The organism is Pelagibacterium sp. 26DY04 (assembly GCF_031202305.1).
In the GTDB taxonomy this organism is placed as follows: domain Bacteria; phylum Pseudomonadota; class Alphaproteobacteria; order Rhizobiales; family Devosiaceae; genus Pelagibacterium.
Genome location: NZ_CP101731.1, coordinates 2,548,875 through 2,568,502 on the forward strand (window position 1 = coordinate 2,548,875; position 19,628 = coordinate 2,568,502).

Below are 19,628 nucleotides of genomic sequence, written 5' to 3' on the forward strand. Positions count from 1 at the left end.
AGAGGTGACGTCGCCGATCGGGCGCCTCAGCCGGTTCACCGTGCTTTAAAGAATGACAACATGCAGTCACCTCACTGCTTCACTCATGACCTATGCCTTCGCTTAGCCACGCGATTTCCTCGGGTGAAAGTGTGATGTCCATTGCCTTCAGGCTATCATCGAGTTCGGCCAGTGTACGTGGGCCGATCAGCGGAATGACCGGGAAGGACTGGTAGAGGCAATAGGCCAGTGCCACATGTATGGGCTTCTTGCCCAATCTCTGGGCCATCGCGATGGCCCGGTCGCGGCGGGCGAAATTATCCTCGGTGTACCAGACGCGCACCAACTCTTCATTGTCGGTCTTGTCCCGCCCCGCCTTTTCGGTGAAGAACCCCCTCCCCTGGCTCGACCAGGCGAAATTGGTAACCCCCTTTTCGGCGAACCATTTGCGCCAGTCCTTGTCGGCCGCCGCGATGCAGCCCTCCCAGATCGGCTCGCGCATTTCGGCCAGCGAGAAATTGTTCGACAGCGCAGCCGGCGCCGTCCTGCCGGTCCGCTGCGCATAGGCGACGGCCTCGTCGAACCGTTCGCGCGTCCAGTTCGAGCCCCCGAACGGGCCGCGGATGCGGCCGCGCCTGACCTCGGCGTCCATGGCGTCGACGAATTCGCCTACGGGCACGTCGAGGTTGTCCCGGTGCATGAAATAGATGTCGACATAATCTGTCTTGAGCTTTTCAAGGCTGATGTCGAGCTGCTTGGCGATGGTTTCGGGGTAGGTGAGCGGAGAATGCGCGCCCTTGCCGATGACCACGATATTTTCGCGCACGCCGCGCGAGGCCTGCCAATCCCCGAACAAACTTTCGGTGATGCCCTTGCCATAGATGAAAGCGGTGTCGAAGGCGTTCCCGCCCGCCTCGTAGAAGGCGTCGAGCAGGATGGCGGCGCTGGCAAAGCTGCGGAAATCCTCAAAACCCAGCGCGACGCGGGAGATGGGTTTGGGCAGGCCCGGGACGTTGGTGCGGCCGATTTTATCCGCCTTGACGGCCAGGGCTTCGCCCTTGAGCGTGTGGGTGCGCAGGGAAGGTTTTTCGATCTCGTATTCGAGGCCCGCCGTCCGGCGCCATTTGTCCAGCACACCCAAATTGCCCAGCGTGTCGTCCCAGCTCATGCCCGGCCAGGCGAACTGGGTTTGGCCCGCGAGGATGGCCCGGCTCGCGGCTTCGGCCTCGAACGCATAGAGCCAGCCGGCCTCGGAGACTTCCACCGGCTCGTGCGTGCCGTCGGGCCGGACGATGTCGATGATCGCCGTGCCGCCCTTGTGGCCGGTCGCGAACCAGAAATCGGCGACCTCGATGCGACCCTTGGTGCCCAGGATGCGCAGTACATTGTCCTGGGCGAGCGAGACCGAGCAGGAGACTTCGGCGAGAATACCGCCGGGGAATTTGAGCACCGCGGCCGCCCATTCATCGACCCCGGTCTCGCCCAGATGGGCGATGCCGGAAACGGTTTCCGGTTCGAGGAACGGCTTTCCGGCAGCGGCGCCGGCAATCAGCCGGGCCATGGAGACCGGGTAGCAACCGACATCGAGGATGCCGCCGCCGGCCAGATCGTTGGCATACATCCTGTGCTCGGGATCGAAGCGCGGCATGGCGAAGCCGAAGCTCGACTTGATGGCCCGCACTTCGCCGATTTCGCCCGATCGCACCAGATCGACGATTTTTTCCGTCATCGGGTGCAGGCGATACATGAACGCTTCGCCCATGAACGTTCCGGCCTTGCGCGCCGCGTGGAACATGGCGTCGGCTTCGAACGCGGTGAGTCCCATCGGCTTTTCGCACAGCACATGCTTGCCCGCTTCGGTGGCCTTGATGGCCCATTGCGCGTGCTGGGGATGGGGCGTTGCGATATAGACGGCGTCGATTTCGGGATCGGCCAGCAGCGCGTCATAGCCATTGTGGACGCGGGCGCCGGGAAAATGCTCGGCATAGTCGGGCTTGGCCGGGTTGCGGGCGCCCAGGGCGACGAGTTCGCCCGATTGGCTATGGGCCAGCCCGCCGGCAAAGGCCCGCGCGATGGTGCCCGGACCCAAAATGCCCCAACGGACTTTGTGCTGCTGCGTCATGAAGAAATCGCTTTCGAGATGTTCGAGGTTATCGGATGCGCCGCCCGCTGCCGTCAAAGAGATAGGCGCGGGGTGCGGGAATGGTGACGGTGAGTTCGGTATTGTCTTTTTCGGACCGCGATTGCGCGCGTTCGATGATCAATTGCTCGCCGCTCGCCATATTGGCGTAGATATAGCTCGTCGCACCCAGATGCTCGGCGACGTCCACCTTGGCAGTGAGCTGGCAGCCCGGCTCGTCCGCATCGCCGAAGTGCTCGGGACGGATGCCCAGAGTGACAGTTTCGCCTTGGGGAACGGCCTCGGCCAGTGGCAGGGTGATCTCGACATCGCCATGATTGATTAGCGCGAGTCTTGCGCTGCCGGACTGGGAGTCGAGCACGCGGGCGGCGAGAAAATTCATGCGCGGCGAGCCAACGAAACCGGCGACGAACTGGTTGGCCGGGTCGTCATAGAGATCGAGCGGCGCACCGATCTGTTCCACGCGGCCCTCGCGCAACACCACGATCTTGTCGGCCAGCGTCATGGCTTCGGTCTGATCGTGCGTCACATAGATCATCGTCGTGCCGAGTTCGGAATGCAGCCGCGCGATCTCCACCCGCATCTGCACGCGCAATTCGGCGTCGAGATTGGAAAGCGGTTCGTCGAACAGGAACACTTCAGGTTCGCGGACGATGGCCCGGCCGATGGCGACGCGCTGGCGCTGCCCGCCGGAAAGCTGACGCGGGCGGCGGTCCAGCAGCGGCTCGATCTGCAGGATCGAAGCAGCCTTTTCGACGCGGCGGGCGATGTCTTCCTTTGGCCGTCCGTTCATGCGCAGCCCGAAGGAGAGATTCTGTTCGACGCTCATATGCGGATAGAGCGCATAGGACTGGAACACCATGGCGATGCCGCGATCGGCGGGCTCGATATCGTTGACGGTTCTCCCCCCGATGGCGATCTCGCCGTCCGATATGTCCTCCAATCCGGCGATCATGCGCAACAGCGTCGATTTCCCGCAGCCCGACGGGCCGACGAAGACCACGAACTCGCCATCGGCGACTTCGATATCGACGCCGTGGATCACCTCGAACGCGCCGAAGCGCTTTTTCACATTGCTCAGTGTGACGCCGGCCATTGGGCCTCCTCTATTTGATCGCGCCGGCGGCGATGCCGGCCACGAAATGGCGCTGGAGCAGCACGAAGACGATGAGCATGGCACGGTCAGCACCACGGCCCCGGTCATGATCCCGCCCCACGAGACCCGGGTGAGCCCGATCAGCGAACCGAGCGCCACAGGCGCCGTCATCATGTCGGGCCGGTTGTTGATGAGCAGCGGCCAGAGATAATTGTTCCAGCTCGCAAGAAACAGGATGATGGCGAGCGCTGCTATCGTCGGCCGCGCCATGGGCAGGGCGACGCGCAGGAAAATCTGCCACTCCTTCACCCCCTCCACCCGCGCCGCATCGAACAACTCGCCCGGCATCATGGAAAACGATTGCCGCATGAACAGCACCCCGAGCGAATTGAAGAGCGGGGGCACGATCAGCGCGAACCAGGTGTTCCCAAGCCCGAGATCGCGCGCCACCATGATGAATTGGGGGATAACGACGACGAAATAGGGCAAGGTGAGGGTGCCGAGGATTATGGCGACCACCGCGCCCTTGCCGAAGAAGCGATAGCGGGCCAGGGCCCAGCCGGCCATCGATGTCAAAAGCACCGACGCGATCGTATAGACCAGCGCCACGACCACCGAGACGAACACAGTGCGCAAAAAGCCGGTATCGGCTTGAAGCTGGTTGAAATTGACCCAGAACTGGTCCGACGGCAGCAGGTTGAGCTGGCCCGAAAAGATCGAATTCTCTGGCTGGGTGGAAAAGACCACCATCATCCAGATCGGGAACAGCCACACGATCGCCAGCGGCACCAGCACCGCGTGCAGCGCGAGTGTCCGGGTGAGCGTGGTCGCCGATTTCGATCTCATCTCTCCTCCCTCCCCAGCCAGAGATTGAGGAGCGAGATGACCACCGCCAGGGCTGCGATCGTATAGGCGACCGCCGAGGCATAGCCGAAATTGAGGACGGTAAAGCCCTGCCGGTAGAGGAACAGCCCCAGCGTCTCGGTCGCCCCACCCGGCCCGCCGCGATTGGTGATCAGGAACGGCTCGGCGAAAAGTTGCATGGTGCCGATCACCGAGAGCACCACGCAGACGAGGATGATCGGACGCAGCAGCGGTAGGGTGATAAAGAAGAACTGTCTGGTCTTCGATACCCTGTCGAGCGTTGCCGCCTCATAGACGTCCTCGGGGATCGATTGCAGGCCCGAGAGGATGATGATGGCGTTATACCCCACCCAGCGCCAGGTGACCGCCATGATGATCAGCGCCATTGCAGCCGTGGGGTTGGAGAACCAGGCGACGGGCTCGAGGCCCACCCCGGCGATGAGCTTGTTGATCACCCCGAAATCGGCGTTGAACATCAGCCGGAACACCGCGGCATAGGCGACCTCGCCCACCACCACCGGCGCGAAAAACGCAAAGCGCATGATGCCGCGCGCCCTGAGCAGGTGCGAATTGAGTAGCACGGCCAGGAGCGTTGCCAGCGCAATCATCACCGGCACCTGGATGACGAGGATGATCAGCGTGTTCTTGAGCGCGTTGGCGAAGGCCGGATCGATGATCAGCCGGCCCCAGTTGAATGTAGGGTTGAACGTCCAGGGCTGGACGCGAGTGGCCATGAAGGAGAGGTAGAACGAATAGATGATCGGCCACACCCAAAAGAGCGCGAAGATCGCGAGATAGGGCGCGAGAAAACCATATGCGGTTCGCGTGCTGGCGCGCATCGATCGTCTCCAGAAAACAGGGAGGGGCGGGCCTGCCCACCGGACCGGCTCGCCCCCTGGGAGGATTACTGCGCGATCGGCATGCCGGTGGCCAGCGCGATCTGGTTGGCAGCGTCGTCGAGCGCCGCCTGCGCGCTGTCGTAGCCGCCGTTGAGATATTGGGTCTGCACCGTCTGCACCACGGCGTCCGCGTCCCCGAAGAACGGCGTACCGCGCGAAGGGACGACGCGGTCGAGCGTTCCCAGGATATCGACCCAGATGGCCTGGTCACTCCAATAGGGCTGCGGCTCTTCCACATAGGGGTCTTCGAGCGCCGAGAGCAGCGAGGGCACCAGCCCGTATTCGCGCAGCATGGTGACCTGGCCCTCATTGGTGCCCAGCGTGTAGTTCACATAGGCCCAGGCCGCTTCCTGATTGTCGGAGGTCGAGGTGATGGCCAGCGAGGAGCCGCCCAGATTGGCGGCGCGCGGCCCATCGGAGGTGACCGAAGGCATCGGATAAACGCCCCACAGGCCTTCCTGCTCGGGGGCGTTGGAACGGATGGTCCCCTCATACCAGGCGCCGAACAGTTGGCTGGCGACGGTTTCGGCCTGAATGGCCTGGATGCGCTCGTCCCAATTGCCCGCAACCAGGACGCCCGCGTCATACATCGCCTTGACCGCATCGAGCGCGGCGACGCACCCGGCCTGGTTGACGGCGATTTCCGTGCCTTCGGCATCGAAATAGCCGCAGCCCTGCTCGTTGGCGAGCATGCGGAACCATTCGGTATCGCCGTTGAAATCGGCCTGTGCCATCACGACGCCCGCATTGGCCTCGGCAACCGCAATCCCGGCTTCGATGAAATCGTCCCAGGTGGCGATCGACGCCGGATCGACGCCGGCATTCTCATAGAAGTCGCGCCGGTAGAACATCACGACCGGGCCGGAATCCCAGGGCATGGCATAGGCCACATCGCCCACTTCGAGTTCGACCCGCTTGAAGTCGGGAAAGCCCGAGGCGATCTCGTCGGTGTAGCCGAGGTCCCTGAGATTGGCGAAGCAATCGGGGAACTGCGCCCAGAAGATTTCCGCTTCGGAGTTTTCGATGGAAATGATGTCGGGCAGGCCCGAGCCGCCGGCGGCGCAGCCGGCCAGCGTGCGGTCGAAGACCTGCTGGTTGCCCAGGTCCTCGACGGTGACGGTCACGTCGGGATATTGGGCATTGAAGCCCTCGACAGTCGCTTCCAGCGAGGACGCCGCAACGTCCCAGCTCCAGATGGTGATCTCGCCCGACTGGGCATAGGCGCTGCCAGCGGTTCCGAGCGCAAGCGCCGCTGTGGCGCACCTTATGGTTAGACGCATTGAAGTTCCTCCCATTTGTGTTGCCCGGATTTCGGGCCGCCTCAGAACCAGGGTTCTGAGTATTTGTTGGTCGCGTGTCCGACCGAAAAAGTGGTTTCCACTTTTTCTGGACACGCGCTTACACTAGCTTAGTCAAAAGCGGCGTCTCGCTGAATGGGAAGGGGAAGTCGTTGGAAAGTAAGATAGGTGAGAAGCGCTACTGGAACCCGCTCAAGAGCACAGTCGAGAGCGTGCCCAACAAGCTGGTGATCAGCCACGAGCAACCGGGCATCATGGCGACGGCCCATTGGCACGCCCAGGTCGAGATCAACTACGTCTTTTCAGGTTCGGTCGACTACCAGATGCAGGGGCGTTCCGTGCATCTGGCCGAGGGCGATATGTGTCTGTTCTGGGGCGGGCTGCCCCATCGGGTCGTCGACACCAGCGAGAACCCGCTGTTCATCGCCATCCATCTTCCGCTCGTCCATTTCTTCCGCCTGCGGCTCCCCTCCGACATCCAGCAGCGCCTGATGCGCGGCGCGACGCTCCTGCCGGCCGAACCCGATCCGGGCGATCACAAATCCTTTGCGCGGTGGTCGGACTATCTGCGCTCCGCCGATCCGGCGCGGGTCGGCAACGCGATCGACGAGCTGCTTTTGCGCATCGAGCGCGTTCAGTTCGAGAACTACCGCCTGCTCGACGCCACGACCACCGATGCCGCGCCCGCCGAGGCGCCCGACCGGCAGAGCTTCCACAACATCGGTAAGATCTGCTCCTATATCGCCGCCAATTTCCGGCACGATATCGACTCCAGCGCCATCGCATCCTCGGTCGATATCCACCCCAAATACGCCATGAGCGTTTTCAAGAAATCCACTGGCATGACGCTCAACGAATATGTGAGCCTGCTGCGGCTTTCCTACGCCCAATCGTTATTGCTGCGTGATGAGACCAATGTGCTCGGAATAGCCATGGAGAGCGGCTTTGGCTCGCTGTCGGCCTTCAACGCCACTTTTCGTAGGCTGGCAGGAATGAGCCCAACCGACTATCGCCGCGCCGCACGCGACAACCAAGCTTTGGTGGTCGACCACTAAGAATATCAAAAAGGCGCCCACCCCCCAAAATACCTTTTTGCATCCTGAGCAGAAGGTACCGTTCTATATCCTCACTGCCAAACTCATGAACATCAGCGGCATCACCGACCGGATCATTCGCGCTACATTCTTGCTGATCGGTCGCGTGCCGGGCGCACCGCCAATACCAATATTGCCGCGTCGGTGCTTTTTGCCGGGGTTCCTGGCCTCGGCGCGATTACCACTACCCTGCGACGTCCACCGCAGCGCCTCCCTTCACGCCCGTTGAATCTTTCGCGTATCGCTCTGCCGCAGCGCGTTGGCGACCACCGCAAAGGCCGGCGAGTTCTGCCGCCGGCTGGGATAATAGAGGTAATACCCGGCAAACATCGGCGACCAGTCGTCGAGCACCTGAACCAGACGGCCTGACGAAATCCCTTCGGCAACCGTGTTTTCGGGCACATAGCCGATGCCCAGCCCGCTCTCGATTGCCCCGATCATGGCGACCGAGCTGTTGAAGGTGAGCTGCCCTTCCACGCGCACGCGCAATTCCTGACCGTCCTTGCCGAACTCCCAGGCATAAAGCCCGCCAGATCGGGACTGGCGGTGATTGATGCAATTGTGCCCCACCAGTTCCTGCGGCGTAAGGGGCGCCGGATGCCGCGCCAGATAGTCCGGCGATGCCACCGCCACGAGTCGCCAATCCGGCCCTATGCGGACCGCGATCATGTCCTTGTCGACGCTCTCCCCTAACCGCACTCCGGCATCGAACCTTTCCTCGACGATATTGCGGAAGCCGTTGTCGATGCTGAACTCGACATGGATTTCCGGATAGTCGCGCAGCACCGGCCCGAGCTTGGGCCAGACGATCCAGTCGAGGGCATGATCGGACAAGGTGATGCGCACGCTGCCGGAGGGCTTGTCGCGAAACGCCATCAAGGCATCGACATCGCTCTCGATGTCCTGAATGCGCGGCGCGAGCGCCCGCAATAGCCGTTCCCCTGCTTCCGTGGGCGAAACGCTACGTGTGGTGCGCGTCAAAAGCCGCAACCCCAGCCGTGCCTCCAACCTCTTGATCGTATGGCTGAGCGTCGATTGCGACGTTCCCAGCCTTGCAGCCGCCCTGGTAAAGCTGCGCTCCTCGGCTACCGCCAGAAACCACAGCATGTCGTTGAGGTCGCGCCGGTTCATCGCTCGTCTCCTTGATTTATATCGAGGATGAATAAGTCCATACCAATTGCAACGACTAATCGGGAAGCGGTGCCTCGGCCTATAATCGCTCTATATCGAACACTTGGCGCTATGTTGGCTTACCACCAACGCTCCGACACCAAACCGTTGCGCGCGCTCGGCACATTCACCCGCAACGAACCACCAACAGGAGAGTGAAGATGGAAATCATACGCGCAGGCTCCCGCCCTTCGGGCACGGGCCCTGCGGACTGGTTCACCGGTAGTGTCCGCATCGATCCGCTGTTCAACCCCTTCGACGCCGATCGCGTCCAAGGCGCTCAGGTCACCTTCGAGCCGGGAGCGCGCACCGCCTGGCACACCCACCCCCTGGGCCAGACGCTGTTCATCGTTTCCGGCCACGGACGCGTTCAGCGCCTTGGCGGCTCCATAGAGGACGTCCGCCCCGGCGACGTTGTGTGGTTCGCCCCCGGCGAAAAACACTGGCACGGGGCCGCCCCCGAAACCGCGATGACCCACATCGCCCTCCAGGAAGTCCAGGACGGAAAGGCAGTGGATTGGATGGAGCACGTCACCGACGCCCAATACGGCGCCTGATCATCGATCCGAAAAACCAACGGAGATTACTATGCTCGCAACCGTTCTTCACGGCCCCGGCGACGTCCGCTTCGAGGAAGTGGCCGATCCCACCATCCTCAAGCCCACCGACGCCATCATCAAGCTCTCGGCCACCTGCATCTGCGGCTCGGACCTCTGGCCCTATCGCGGCGCCAATGACATCACCGAGCCCCAGCATATGGGCCACGAATATTGCGGCGTGGTCGTTGAGGTGGGCAGCGACGTCAAGACCGTCAAACCCGGCCAGTTCGTGGTCGGCTCCTTCGTCCTTTCCGATAACACCTGCCCCCATTGCGCTCACGGCTTCCAATCCTCGTGCGAGCAGCGCGAGTTCATGACCGGCGCCCAGGCAAGCTATGCCCGCGTTCCCCTGGCCGACGGCACGCTGGTCGCCACCGATGAAATGCCCGACGAGGATCTGATCCCGAGCCTTCTTGCCGTTTCCGACGTTCTGGGCACCGGCTGGTATGCCGCCGATGCGGCACGGGTACAGCCCGGCTCCACCGTGGTGGTCGTCGGCGATGGCGCGGTTGGCCTCATGGGCGTCCTCGCCGCCAAGGAGATGGGCGCGGACCGCATCATCGCCATGAGCCGCCACAAGAGCCGCCAGGATCTGGCCCTCGAATATGGCGCCACCGACATCGTCGCCGAACGCGGCGAGGAAGGCATCGCCAGGATCAAGGAGATGACCAACCGCATCGGCGCCGATTCGGTGCTCGAATGCGTGGGCACGCAGCAATCGATGAACCAGGCCCTCCAGGTGGCCCGCCCCGGCTCGATGATCGGCTATGTCGGCGTTCCCCACGGCGTCCAGTTCGACGGCCAGAACCTGTTCTTCAATCAGGTTGGCATGCTTGGCGGCCCGGCTCCCGTCCGCCGTTTCCTGCCCCATCTGATGGATCTCGTGCTCACCCGCAAGATCAATCCCGGCAAGGTCTTCGACCTTACCCTGCCGCTCGCCGACGTGGCCGAAGGTTACAAGGCCATGGACGAGCGCCGCGCCATCAAGACGCTTCTGCGCGTCTGATCCACATCCGAAAGGGACCGGCGCCGTCCGGCCCCTTTCCTCTCCACCAAAGTTTGGGCACACTCACCCGCGAACCTGCGGCAACCAATGTGAGACTCCCATGCACCGCCACCTCCTTCCCATCCTTGCTGTCGCCGCCACCCTGGCCAGCCTCCCCGCAACGGCCCAGGAGATCGACGAAATGACCTCGGCGCCCATAATCGGCGCCTCGCTCACCGACAGGTTCTGGGTGCAATCGGAACAAGACGCGGGCCTGCCCGGTTCGATGGTGGTCTTCCTCTCCGAAGGCACCATGCTCCAGGATTCGTGCTGGGAAACCTATCGCCTCTCGAACTGGCAAATGACCGGCGAGGAATCGCTGAGCTGGCAGGAAGACACCGCGACCATCGAAGCCGACATCATCGAACTCAACGAGGCCGAACTCGTCCTGGCCCTGCATCTGGGCGACGAGATCGTCGAGAAGCGTTACGCCGCCGCAGCCGTCCCCTTCGTCTGCCCGGACATGCCGCGTTAGAATATTCAGCCAAGGCGACAAAAAAGGGCCACCCAGCGGGTGACCCTTCCAAACGGACGGGAGGAGGAGGAGGATCGTCCGTTATTCGGCGGCCTGAGCCAGGTCGTTCTGGCGGGCGGCCTTGGCGGCATTACCCCACCAGGTGAGCTGGTCGAGCATGTCCTTGGCGCTGTTGGCGATGGCGCCTTCGATCGCCGAGATATCGGCGTTTTCGCCCAGCGGGGAAACCTTCATGAACTCGCCGCCGCCGATGTGAACGGCCGAACGGGTCGGAACCATCTGCAGTTCGATCATGATGGTGCGAAGGTTCTCGGCCGCGCGGGCACCGCCCAGCGAACCATAGGCGACGATGCCGCCGACCTTCTTGTTCCATTCGACATAGGCCTGGTCGATCGCGTTCTTGAGCGCGCCGGTGATGGCGCGGTTGTATTCGGCGACGACGAAGATGAACCCGTCGAATTCGGCGAGCTTTTCCTGCCAGGCAACGGCCTTAGGGTCCTGTGTCGGCACCCAGGCGTTGGAAGCGACCTCGTTGAAGAACGGCAGGTCGAAATCGCGAAGGTCGAGCACTTCGACGTCGAGCTCGGGGCGCTCCTTGGCCTTTTCAACGATCCACTGGGCGGGCTTGTCGGCAAAGCGGGTGTCGCGCGTCGACGAGATGATGACACCGATCTTGAGTTTGGACATTTCGATCTTCCCTACGGAACTGGTTACAAACAGTAAGTAGGGCTCAATATGTTTCTTCTCCCCAGACGCGCAAGTAGGCACACTTTTGTAATCGAGACACCCAGAACGCCACGCTTCGTCAAATGCGAAACCGCTAACCTATTGAATATCAATCAAGAGTTCGCATGAAACAAGCCACTGTTCGCCATCACTAAACAAACCAGCCAGCCCTCGGAAACGGCAGCGCCCCTGCCTTATCGCCCGTTTCCGAGCACGCCGAGATATTTCCGCGTGGCCTCGGCAAAGCCGAAAATCAGCGCATCGGCCGTGATGCCGTGCCCGATGGAGACCTCGTCGACAAAAGGAACGGCGTTGCTGAACGCCGGCAGATTGGCCAGCGTCAGGTCGTGGCCGGCATTGATGCCCAGTCCCACCGCATGGGCCGCATGGGCTGTTTCGGCCAGGTCGGCCAACGCCGCCACCGCCGCTTCGGCATTGTCGAAGCACGCCCCGTAGGGCCCGGTGTAGAGTTCGACCCGATCCGCACCGGTCGCCTTGGCCGCTTCGAGCGCCTCCCGGTCGGCGTCGGGATCGCAGAACAGCGATACCCTCCGGCCCGGCGTCTTGAGCTGGGCCACCACATCGGTCAGAAGCGCCTTGTGCGCAAGGAAGTCCCAGCCATGGTCGGACGTCGCCTGCTCGGGCGCATCGGGCACCAGCGTCACCTGATTGGGATTGGCCGCTGCAACCAGGTCGAGAAACGCTTCGGTCGGATAGCCCTCGATATTAAGTTCGGCATGCGGATATTCGGTTCGCAGCAGGTTGACCAGATCGAACACGTCCGTGCGCCGGATGTGGCGCTCGTCGGGACGCGGATGCACGGTGACGCCAACCGCCCCCGCTTCGAGCACGATCCGCGCCATGCCGACCACGCTCGGCCAGGGAAGGTTCCGCCGATTGCGCAATTGCGCCACGGCATTGAGATTGACGGAGAGTTCGGTCATGGCATCGGGATCGAAAAACTGAGGGCCGTACGAAATGTACGGCCCTCGTCTATCGAATTTTGCGATTTTCGCAAACCACTACTTGTGGGCGAGGACAACCTACATCCCCTGCGGGCCGCGCGTGATCGCGGCAAGTCCGGTGCGCACCACCTCGACCAGCCCCAGCGGCACCATCAGCGCCACGAACTGTTCAACCTTGCTCGACTTGCCCGTGATCTCGAAAACGAAGCTTTCTGTCGTCGCATCGATCACCTGCGCGCGGAACGCATCGGCCAGCCGCAGCGCTTCCACGCGATTGTCGCCGGCCCCGGCGACCTTCACCAGAGCCAGCTCGCGCTCGATGGCGTTACCTTCCTGGGTCAGATCGTGAACCTTATGCACCGGCACCAGCCGCTCGAGCTGCAGCTTGATCTGCGCCAGCACCTTGGGCGTCGCCACCGTCACCACGGTGATCCGCGACCGGTGTTTGTCGTGCTCGGTCTCGGAAACCGTGAGCGAGTCAATATTGAACCCGCGCGCCGAAAACAGTCCCACCACCCTGGCTAGAACCCCCGGCTCGTTATCGACAAGCACCGTCAACGTATGACGTTCTTCGGCTTCCGTCTGCGACGGCATGAAATAGACCGACCCGGTCGGCAGCAAATTGGCGTTCATGTTCATTGTCCTCAAATCCTCTTCCCGGCATCGACGCCGGCTCATCTTGCACGCTCTGCCCCCCCTCATCCGACCTCCGTTTCACTCCGGCCACCTTCTCCCACCAGGGGAGAAGGGCAGCGGGTTGCAACGCTCCGGTTGGGAGGCACCCCTGCCCCAAGAGCCCATCCGTTAAGTTCCCCACTAGGGAAAGGGGGATCCGAGCTCATGTAAGCTTTGGCGTTCCCCAAGAGCCCCCCTCTCCCCTCGTGGGAGAGGGGCCGGGGGTGAGGGGGCCGCATCGGCTTTGCCGATGCGTCGGCCGCCAGGCCGAACCCGCCACCACGCTATTTCAAGTCGGGTGAAGCAAAATCGTGAGCCGCGAGAACCGGAACGAAACGTACTTGGAATACGTGGGCACCGGAAGCGCGGCGGCTTGCCATTGCAGCCCCGCCCTCACTTGAAATCAAACCAGCACCTTCCCCTTCTCATCGATAATATTCCCAATATCTGCCGTATCGGGCAGGATCATCTCGTTATGCGGCTTGCCCGATGGGATCATGGGGAAGCAGTTCTCTTCCTTGCTCACCAGGCAGTCGAAGATCACCGGCTTTCTGATGTTGATCATCTCGTCGATTGCATCGTCGAGCTTGGCAGGGTCGGAACACCTGATCCCGTGCCCGCCATAAGCCTCGGCAAGCTTCACGAAATCGGGCAAGGCATCGGAATAGGAGTGCGAATAGCGCCCGCCATGCAGCAATTCCTGCCACTGGCGCACCATGCCCATATATTCGTTGTTCAGAATGAAGATCTTGACCGGCAGCTCGTACTGTAGCGCCGTACTCATCTCCTGCATGGTCATCTGCACTGAGGCTTCCCCGGCGATATCGATCACCAGCGCATCGGGATGGGCCACCTGCACCCCGATCGAAGCCGGCAGTCCATATCCCATCGTGCCCAGCCCGCCCGAGGTCATCCACCTATTGGGCTGATCGAAATGGAAATGCTGCGCCGCCCACATCTGGTGCTGGCCCACCTCGGTCGTGATGTAGACGTCACGATCCTTGGTGGCCTGGTAAAGCCTTTGGATCGCGTGCTGGGGCTTGATGATCGTATCGGAGTTGGTGAACCCGAGCGAATTGACGCTCTGCCACTTCTCGATCGCCTTCCACCACGGCGCTATCGCCTCGGTGCGCGGCTGGTTGGTCTTGGCCCGCCAGATACGGATCATCTCTTCCATCACGTGGTTGACGTCACCGATGATCGGGATGTCGACGATGATGTTCTTGTTGATCGAAGAGGGGTCGATATCGACATGGATCTTGCGGCTGTTGGGTGAAAACGCGTCGATCCGGCCGGTGATCCGGTCGTCGAACCGCGCGCCCAGACAGATCATCAGGTCGCAATCGTGCATGGCCATGTTGGCTTCATAGGTGCCGTGCATGCCCAGCATGCCCAGCCATTGCTTGCCACTGGCCGGATAGGCGCCCAGCCCCATCAACGTCGAGGTCACCGGAAAGCCGGTCAATTCCGCCAGCTCGCGCAGATTGCGGCTCGCTTCCGGCCCTGAATTGATGATCCCGCCTCCGGTATAGAACACCGGCCGTTCGGCGCGCAGCATCAGGTCCACGGCAACCCGGATGGCCTCCATGTCGCCCTCGATCTGCGGCTTGTAGGTGGGGTGGCTGGGCTCGCTCTGGGGCTTGAAATATTTGCCCACCGCGAACTGGATGTCCTTGGGAATATCGATCACCACCGGCCCCGGCCGCCCCGAGGTCGCGATATAGAACGCTTCGTGCAGGATGCGCGGCAGATCCTCGATCGATTTGACCAGGTAGTTGTGCTTGGTGCAGTTGCGGGTAATCCCGACCGTATCGCACTCCTGGAAGGCGTCCGAACCGATCAGCGGGGTCGCGACCTGCCCGGAAATGCAGACCAGCGGGATCGAGTCGAGCAGCGCATCGGCCAGCCCGGTCACCGCATTGGTCGCGCCCGGCCCCGAGGTCACCAGCACCACGCCGCACTTGCCGGTCGAGCGGGCATAGCCCTCGGCCATATGCGTCGCGCCCTGCTCGTGGCGGACGAGGATGTGCTGGACCTTGTCCTGCTGGAAGATCGCATCATAGATCGGCAGCACCGCGCCACCGGGGTATCCGAAGATGTGTTCGACCCCCTGATCCATCAGCGCTCTCACAACCATTTCGGCGCCGGTCATCTGTTCGGCCATTTCAGCCACTCCCCTACTGTCCTACTTTTCTCCGCCACCGGCGGAATTTGGATAATAAAAAAGGCCCCGTTAGGGACCTGTCTTCGGCGCACCGCAATTCGCACGAGGGTTATTCCCTCATGTTGCGATGCGCCTGCCTACTACAAGAATAAGTGCCGTCTTCACGGAGCTTCTCCAAAATTTCGCACCATTGGTACCGCCGGGTACGCCCTCGGTCAAGCGCTAAATGACCACGCCTCCTCTTCGAGCCCGCCCCAGACACCCGCAAAGCCTCCACACAATTGAGGTGTCCACCACCCTCTCCACCACACCACCGTGTCACCCCGGGCTTGACCCGGGGCAAGGTATGCGCGCCGCTCTCGGCTCTTGCCGTCCCCTCTCCCGCATCGCCGTCAGCGCTAGAGGCGGGCGGCAGCACACCCACACAGCGGTTTTAACCCCGGCGCTCTCCCGTTCTCCGCCTCCACGCTCCCCCAAACGAAAAAGGCCCGTGCCAGGAAAGCACGAGCCCTTTTATCAAAGCCTAAAGGGCAGCGATTAGCTGGCCGGGCAGGCATCCTTGTAGAGGGTGCCATCCGAAGCGCGGTAGTAGCACTGATTGGGCTCGCCAGCCACCTGGCCGACCAGAGCGCCGGCAACACCGCCGACCACGCCGCCAACAACCGCACCCTGAACCGAACCCGTGGTCACGCCACCGATCACAGCGCCGGCGCCAGCGCCGATAGCAGCGGTTTCCTGGGTACGGGTGCAGGCCGAAACGGCCGTCAGAGAAGTAAGGGCAACACCGATAATCAAAAGTTTTTTCATTTCCAAAGCCTCCTGCGACTTACTCTAGAGTTCCCTCGCCCATAAATGCGGCATGTCGGTTTTGGTTCCGCCGGCGGGGCCTAAAGGCATACAGTTTCCAACCTGAAGCGAAACTGAACGCCCTAGAGAATGCGTTAACTTTCTCCATTTCGTGAACTTTTTCAAGAGGTTTGCCACACGCCTCCCGCCAGCGCTCCGCTCGCATTTTCGTTCCATCGGCTGACAAACGCGTGATTCGCGTGTATCGGATCGGGTCCGGTCGGCGGCCATCACGCCGCAGTCCGTGGCTTGGGAAGGCCTTGAAATGAGTACGATCGATACCACGCGCGGCGGCTCGGCCTGGATCGCCGAGTTGCGCGCGACCTTTATGCTGGCCTGGCCCCTCGTCGTGGCCCAGGTCGCCCAGAACGCGCTGTTTACCACCGACGTCATCATGATGGGCTGGCTCGGTCCGCAATATCTTGCGGCCAGCACGCTCGCCACCTCCTTCTTCACGCCCTTCCTGCTGCTGGGCGGCGGCATCGTGTCCGCCGTGGCGCCTCTCGCCGCTCAGGCCATCGGCGGGCGCAAGATCAAGAATGTCCGCCGCACCGTGCGCCAGGGCTTCTGGGCGGCCATCGTCATCGCACTGGTCCTCTTGCCGCTCATCTGGCAGATCGAGCCCATCCTGCTCGCCACCGGCCAGGAGCCCGATCTGGCCCGCATGGCCGCCGAATACATGCACATCGCCGTTTTCGTGCTGTTCCCGGGGCTGGGCCTGTTCGCCATCCGCTCGTTTCTCTCGGCGCTGTCGGTCACCCGCGTCATCCTCTACGTCACCGTGGCCGGCGTCGCGCTGAACGCGCTGATCAACTACGCCCTGATTTTCGGCAATTTCGGCTTCCCGCGTCTCGAACTCCGCGGCGCTGCCGTCGCGACGGTGATCACCAACCTCGCCATGTTCGCCATGCTGCTCGCCTATGCGATCACCCATCGCCGCTACCGCCGCTTCAACATCCTGGTCCGCTTCTGGAAGCCCGATTGGCCGCGCTTTGCCGAAATTTTCAGGATCGGCACGCCCATCGGCCTGACGCTGATGGCCGAGGTCGGCATGTTCGCCGTCGCCGCCATTCTGATGGGCTGGCACGGCACCGATGCGCTCGCCGCCCACGCGGTGGCTCTCCAATGCGCTTCCTTTGCCTTCATGGTGCCGCTGGGCCTGGCTCAGGCCTCCACGGTCCGCGTCGGCCTCGCCTTCGGCGCCGGCAGCGATCGCGGCATCGCGCTGGCGGGCTGGACTTCGCTCGCCATCGGCGTGGGCTTCATGGCCGTCACCTGCATCCTGTTCCTCACGGTGCCGCAGGTGTTCACCCGCCTCTTCCTCAACCCCGCCGATCCCGCCAACGCCGCCGCGCTCGCCATGGCCACCACCTTCTTGGGGATTGCCGGCCTGTTCCAGATCGTCGATGGCGCACAGGTCGTCGCCGTCAACGTCCTGCGCGGGCTGAGCGACACCAAGGTGCCCATGTTCATCGCGCTGTTCGGCTATTGGGGCATCGGCATGCCCACCGCCTGGTTCCTGGGCGCGCCCGAGCGTCTGGCCGGCATCGGCATCTGGATCGGCCTCGCGGTAGGCTTGGCCTTCTGCGCCGTGGTCCTCACCGCCCGCTTCGCCATGCGCGACCGCCTCGGCCTCCTCGACCGCCGCCGCATCATCGGCACGGCCTAAACCACCACCGCCTGCTCCACCATCTCCTGGGCTCCGAACACCCGCAGATAGCGTTCGATCTCCCTGGGGTCGCCCACCGCCTTGGCCGGATTGTCCGAGAGCTTGACCGCCGGCCGGCCGTTAGCGCTCGAAACCTTGATCACCAGCGAGATCGGCGTGAGCTGATCGTTGCGCACCGGCGCCACGCCGGAAAAATCATTGGTGAGGTTGGTCCCCCAGCCAAAGCTCATCCGCACGCGCCCTTCGAAATGCTTGTAAGCCTTCTCGATGGTTTCCGCGTCCAGCCCGTCCGAAAAGATCAAAAGCTTCTCGCGCGGATCGCGCCCGCGCTCGCGCCAGAATTGAATGATCTTTTCCCCGCCTTCGATGGCGGGCGCCGAATCGGGTCTGAACCCGGTCCAGTCCGCCACCCAATCCGGCGCATTTTCCAGAAACGACGCCGTCCCGAACGCATCGGGCAGAACGATCAGCAGGTTGCCGCCGTAATAGCTCTGCCAATCCTCGAGCACCGCATAGGGCGACATCCTGAGCGCCTCGTCCCCCTCGGCCAGCGCGGCGGCCACCATGGGAAGCTCATGCGCATTGGTTCCCAGCGCCTCGAGGTCCGTATCCATGGCCAAAAGCACGTTGGACGTGCCGGTCAGCGCATCCCCCAGCCCTTCCTTGAGCGCTTCCACGCACCAGCGCTGCCACAAAAAACTGTGCCGCCGTCGCGTCCCGAAATCGGAGATTTTCAGGTTGGGCAATTGCTTTAACCGCTCCACCTTCTCCCATGTCCGCGCCTTGGCCCGCGCATAGAGCACGTCGAGCGCGAACCGCCCCATGCCCTTCATCGCCGCCCGCGACCGCAATTCGTTGATGATCGCCAGCGCCGGGATTTCCCACATCGTGGTCTCGACCCATTTGCCGGGAAAATGCAGCTCGAACTGCCCGTCGCGCTTGGTGAGTTCATATTCGGGAAGCTGGAAGTTCTCCAGCCAGGCCAGGAACTGCGGCGAAAAGATCTGCTTGGTGCCGTAGAAGGTGTTACCGGCCAGCCAGATCATCTCCTTCTTGGTGAACCGCACCGTCCGCGCATGGTCGAGCTGCTCGCGCAACTCGTCGATATCGATCTCTTCGGCCAGCTTGACCGATTTCGAGCGGTTGGTCAGCGAAAACGTCGCGTCCACGTCCCGGTACAGCCCCCAGATCATTTGCAGCATCAGGAGCTTGTAGAAGTCCGTATCGAGCAGCGACCGGACGATCGGGTCGAGCTTGAACGTATGGTTGAAAACGCGCCGGGCGATATCTGTCTTGGACGTGCTCAAGCCAGCACCACTCCGGCGTCTTCCATTTTCCCGGTCATCGCCGCCATCGATCCGGCCAGATCGATCCCCCTGCATGCATCCATGATTACCCGCGCCTCAAAACCCTGCCGCCGCGCATCGAGCGCCGAATAGGCGACGCAGAAATCGGTCGCCAGTCCCACAAAGGTCAGATCGTCCAGCCCGCGCTCCCGCAGATAGCCCGTCAGCCCCGTCGGCGTCTGGTGATCATTCTCGAAAAACGCCGAATAGGAATCGATCGCCTTCCTGAACCCCTTGCGGATCACCAGCTCGGCCCGCGTCCAGTAAAGCTCGGGATGGAAATCGGCCCCCGGGCTGCCCTGCACGCAATGGTCGGGCCACAGCCGCTGCGGCCCATAGGGCATTTCGATGTCCTCGAACGGCGCCTTGCCGGCGTGCTGAGAGGCAAAGCTCGAATGATCGGCCGGGTGCCAATCCTGGGTGAGGATCACATGATCGAATTCCCCCATCAGCCGGTTGATCACCGGCACCACTTCGTCACCCCCGTCCACGGCCAACGCCCCGCCGGGACAGAAGTCGTTCTGCACGTCGATGACAATGAGCGCTTTTCCAGCCATGGCGGCCTCCTGATCTCAGAG

The 19,628-nt window shown here is 62.5% G+C and carries 17 protein-coding genes and 1 pseudogene; 5 read left to right on the plus strand and 13 right to left on the minus strand.

From position 1 onward, the window contains the following. Positions 1-79: 79 nt before the first annotated feature. The 5 genes and pseudogenes from NO932_RS12660 to NO932_RS12680 form a co-directional block, all read right to left on the minus strand. Complete coding sequence (locus tag NO932_RS12660) at positions 80-2,101, minus strand: aldo/keto reductase (protein WP_309207673.1); 2,022 nt, start codon at positions 2,099-2,101, stop codon at positions 80-82. A gap of 28 nt (positions 2,102-2,129) precedes the next feature. Further along, entirely contained in the window at positions 2,130-3,215 is a 1,086-nt protein-coding gene (locus NO932_RS12665; RefSeq protein WP_309211041.1) for a sn-glycerol-3-phosphate ABC transporter ATP-binding protein UgpC, read from the minus strand. Positions 3,216-3,353: 138 nt separating this feature from the next. Continuing rightward, a pseudogene (locus NO932_RS12670) lies at positions 3,354-4,061 on the minus strand (carbohydrate ABC transporter permease); the annotation flags it as partial. After that, on the minus strand, positions 4,058-4,918 hold the full coding sequence (locus tag NO932_RS12675; RefSeq protein WP_309207674.1) for a sugar ABC transporter permease: 861 nt from the start codon (positions 4,916-4,918) through the stop codon (positions 4,058-4,060). The pseudogene NO932_RS12670 and the gene NO932_RS12675, both read right to left, overlap by 4 nt. A 65-nt stretch (positions 4,919-4,983) precedes the next feature. Then, positions 4,984-6,258: an extracellular solute-binding protein gene (locus NO932_RS12680; RefSeq protein WP_309207675.1), complete on the minus strand. Its 1,275-nt coding sequence runs from the start codon at positions 6,256-6,258 to the stop codon at positions 4,984-4,986. Between the two features lie 170 nt (positions 6,259-6,428). Between NO932_RS12680 and NO932_RS12685 the strand changes: the two genes are divergently transcribed. Beyond that, complete coding sequence (locus NO932_RS12685) at positions 6,429-7,331, plus strand: helix-turn-helix domain-containing protein (protein WP_309207676.1); 903 nt, start codon at positions 6,429-6,431, stop codon at positions 7,329-7,331. Between the two features lie 255 nt (positions 7,332-7,586). Here the strand turns inward: NO932_RS12685 and NO932_RS12690 are convergent, their stop codons facing one another. Then, positions 7,587-8,501, minus strand: a complete 915-nt coding sequence (locus NO932_RS12690; RefSeq protein WP_309207677.1) for a LysR family transcriptional regulator — start codon at positions 8,499-8,501, stop codon at positions 7,587-7,589. A 200-nt stretch (positions 8,502-8,701) separates the two neighbouring features. Between NO932_RS12690 and NO932_RS12695 the strand changes: the two genes are divergently transcribed. The 3 genes from NO932_RS12695 to NO932_RS12705 all read left to right on the plus strand — a co-directional run bounded on the left by NO932_RS12695 (position 8,702) and on the right by NO932_RS12705 (position 10,659). Next, positions 8,702-9,097, plus strand: coding sequence for a cupin domain-containing protein (locus NO932_RS12695; protein WP_309207678.1), 396 nt, complete (start codon positions 8,702-8,704; stop codon positions 9,095-9,097). A gap of 31 nt (positions 9,098-9,128) precedes the next feature. After that, positions 9,129-10,145 carry a zinc-dependent alcohol dehydrogenase family protein gene (locus tag NO932_RS12700; RefSeq protein ID WP_309207679.1) on the plus strand — a complete coding sequence of 339 codons (1,017 nt, stop codon included), beginning with the start codon at positions 9,129-9,131 and terminating at the stop codon, positions 10,143-10,145. A gap of 100 nt (positions 10,146-10,245) precedes the next feature. Further along, positions 10,246-10,659: a hypothetical protein gene (locus NO932_RS12705; RefSeq protein WP_309207680.1), complete on the plus strand. Its 414-nt coding sequence runs from the start codon at positions 10,246-10,248 to the stop codon at positions 10,657-10,659. Between the two features lie 81 nt (positions 10,660-10,740). On the opposite strand, the gene NO932_RS12710 is transcribed toward NO932_RS12705, so the two are convergent. The 5 genes from NO932_RS12710 to NO932_RS12730 all read right to left on the minus strand — a co-directional run bounded on the left by NO932_RS12710 (position 10,741) and on the right by NO932_RS12730 (position 15,996). After that, positions 10,741-11,346, minus strand: coding sequence for an NAD(P)H-dependent oxidoreductase (locus NO932_RS12710; RefSeq protein ID WP_309207681.1), 606 nt, complete (start codon positions 11,344-11,346; stop codon positions 10,741-10,743). A 233-nt stretch (positions 11,347-11,579) separates the two neighbouring features. Next, positions 11,580-12,329, minus strand: a complete 750-nt coding sequence (locus tag NO932_RS12715) for a pyridoxine 5'-phosphate synthase (protein WP_309207682.1) — start codon at positions 12,327-12,329, stop codon at positions 11,580-11,582. Positions 12,330-12,428: 99 nt separating this feature from the next. Next, a complete protein-coding gene (gene ilvN / locus NO932_RS12720) occupies positions 12,429-12,983 on the minus strand; it encodes an acetolactate synthase small subunit (protein WP_309207683.1) in 555 nt (184 codons plus the stop codon). Between the two features lie 445 nt (positions 12,984-13,428). Beyond that, positions 13,429-15,189, minus strand: coding sequence for an acetolactate synthase 3 large subunit (locus NO932_RS12725; protein ID WP_309207684.1), 1,761 nt, complete (start codon positions 15,187-15,189; stop codon positions 13,429-13,431). Between the two features lie 537 nt (positions 15,190-15,726). Beyond that, positions 15,727-15,996: a glycine zipper domain-containing protein gene (locus NO932_RS12730; RefSeq protein ID WP_309207685.1), complete on the minus strand. Its 270-nt coding sequence runs from the start codon at positions 15,994-15,996 to the stop codon at positions 15,727-15,729. 304 nt (positions 15,997-16,300) lie between these two features. Between NO932_RS12730 and NO932_RS12735 the strand changes: the two genes are divergently transcribed. Then, a complete protein-coding gene (locus tag NO932_RS12735; RefSeq protein WP_309160612.1) occupies positions 16,301-17,704 on the plus strand; it encodes an MATE family efflux transporter in 1,404 nt (467 codons plus the stop codon). On the opposite strand, the gene pncB is transcribed toward NO932_RS12735, so the two are convergent. After that, entirely contained in the window at positions 17,701-19,011 is a 1,311-nt protein-coding gene (gene pncB / locus NO932_RS12740) for a nicotinate phosphoribosyltransferase (protein ID WP_309207686.1), read from the minus strand. The two genes, NO932_RS12735 and pncB, sit on opposite strands and share 4 nt — an antisense overlap. Beyond that, positions 19,008-19,607: a bifunctional nicotinamidase/pyrazinamidase gene (gene pncA / locus NO932_RS12745; RefSeq protein WP_309207687.1), complete on the minus strand. Its 600-nt coding sequence runs from the start codon at positions 19,605-19,607 to the stop codon at positions 19,008-19,010. The genes pncB and pncA overlap by 4 nt, the downstream gene beginning before the upstream one ends. Positions 19,608-19,628: the final 21 nt, after the last annotated feature.

Bases quoted from the DNA above. Each gene is read 5' to 3' on its own strand.
- NO932_RS12660 (WP_309207673.1), bottom strand. From the start codon at position 2,101: ATGACGCAGCAGCACAAAGTCCGTTGGGGCATTTTGGGTCCGGGCACC.
- NO932_RS12665 (WP_309211041.1), bottom strand. From the start codon at position 3,215: ATGGCCGGCGTCACACTGAGCAATGTGAAAAAGCGCTTCGGCGCGTTC.
- NO932_RS12675 (WP_309207674.1), bottom strand. From the start codon at position 4,918: ATGCGCGCCAGCACGCGAACCGCATATGGTTTTCTCGCGCCCTATCTC.
- NO932_RS12680 (WP_309207675.1), bottom strand. From the start codon at position 6,258: ATGCGTCTAACCATAAGGTGCGCCACAGCGGCGCTTGCGCTCGGAACC.
- NO932_RS12690 (WP_309207677.1), bottom strand. From the start codon at position 8,501: ATGAACCGGCGCGACCTCAACGACATGCTGTGGTTTCTGGCGGTAGCC.
- NO932_RS12695 (WP_309207678.1), top strand. From the start codon at position 8,702: ATGGAAATCATACGCGCAGGCTCCCGCCCTTCGGGCACGGGCCCTGCG.
- NO932_RS12700 (WP_309207679.1), top strand. From the start codon at position 9,129: ATGCTCGCAACCGTTCTTCACGGCCCCGGCGACGTCCGCTTCGAGGAA.
- NO932_RS12705 (WP_309207680.1), top strand. From the start codon at position 10,246: ATGCACCGCCACCTCCTTCCCATCCTTGCTGTCGCCGCCACCCTGGCC.
- NO932_RS12710 (WP_309207681.1), bottom strand. From the start codon at position 11,346: ATGTCCAAACTCAAGATCGGTGTCATCATCTCGTCGACGCGCGACACC.
- NO932_RS12715 (WP_309207682.1), bottom strand. From the start codon at position 12,329: ATGACCGAACTCTCCGTCAATCTCAATGCCGTGGCGCAATTGCGCAAT.
- ilvN (WP_309207683.1), bottom strand. From the start codon at position 12,983: ATGAACGCCAATTTGCTGCCGACCGGGTCGGTCTATTTCATGCCGTCG.
- NO932_RS12725 (WP_309207684.1), bottom strand. From the start codon at position 15,189: ATGGCCGAACAGATGACCGGCGCCGAAATGGTTGTGAGAGCGCTGATG.
- NO932_RS12730 (WP_309207685.1), bottom strand. From the start codon at position 15,996: ATGAAAAAACTTTTGATTATCGGTGTTGCCCTTACTTCTCTGACGGCC.
- NO932_RS12735 (WP_309160612.1), top strand. From the start codon at position 16,301: ATGAGTACGATCGATACCACGCGCGGCGGCTCGGCCTGGATCGCCGAG.
- pncA (WP_309207687.1), bottom strand. From the start codon at position 19,607: ATGGCTGGAAAAGCGCTCATTGTCATCGACGTGCAGAACGACTTCTGT.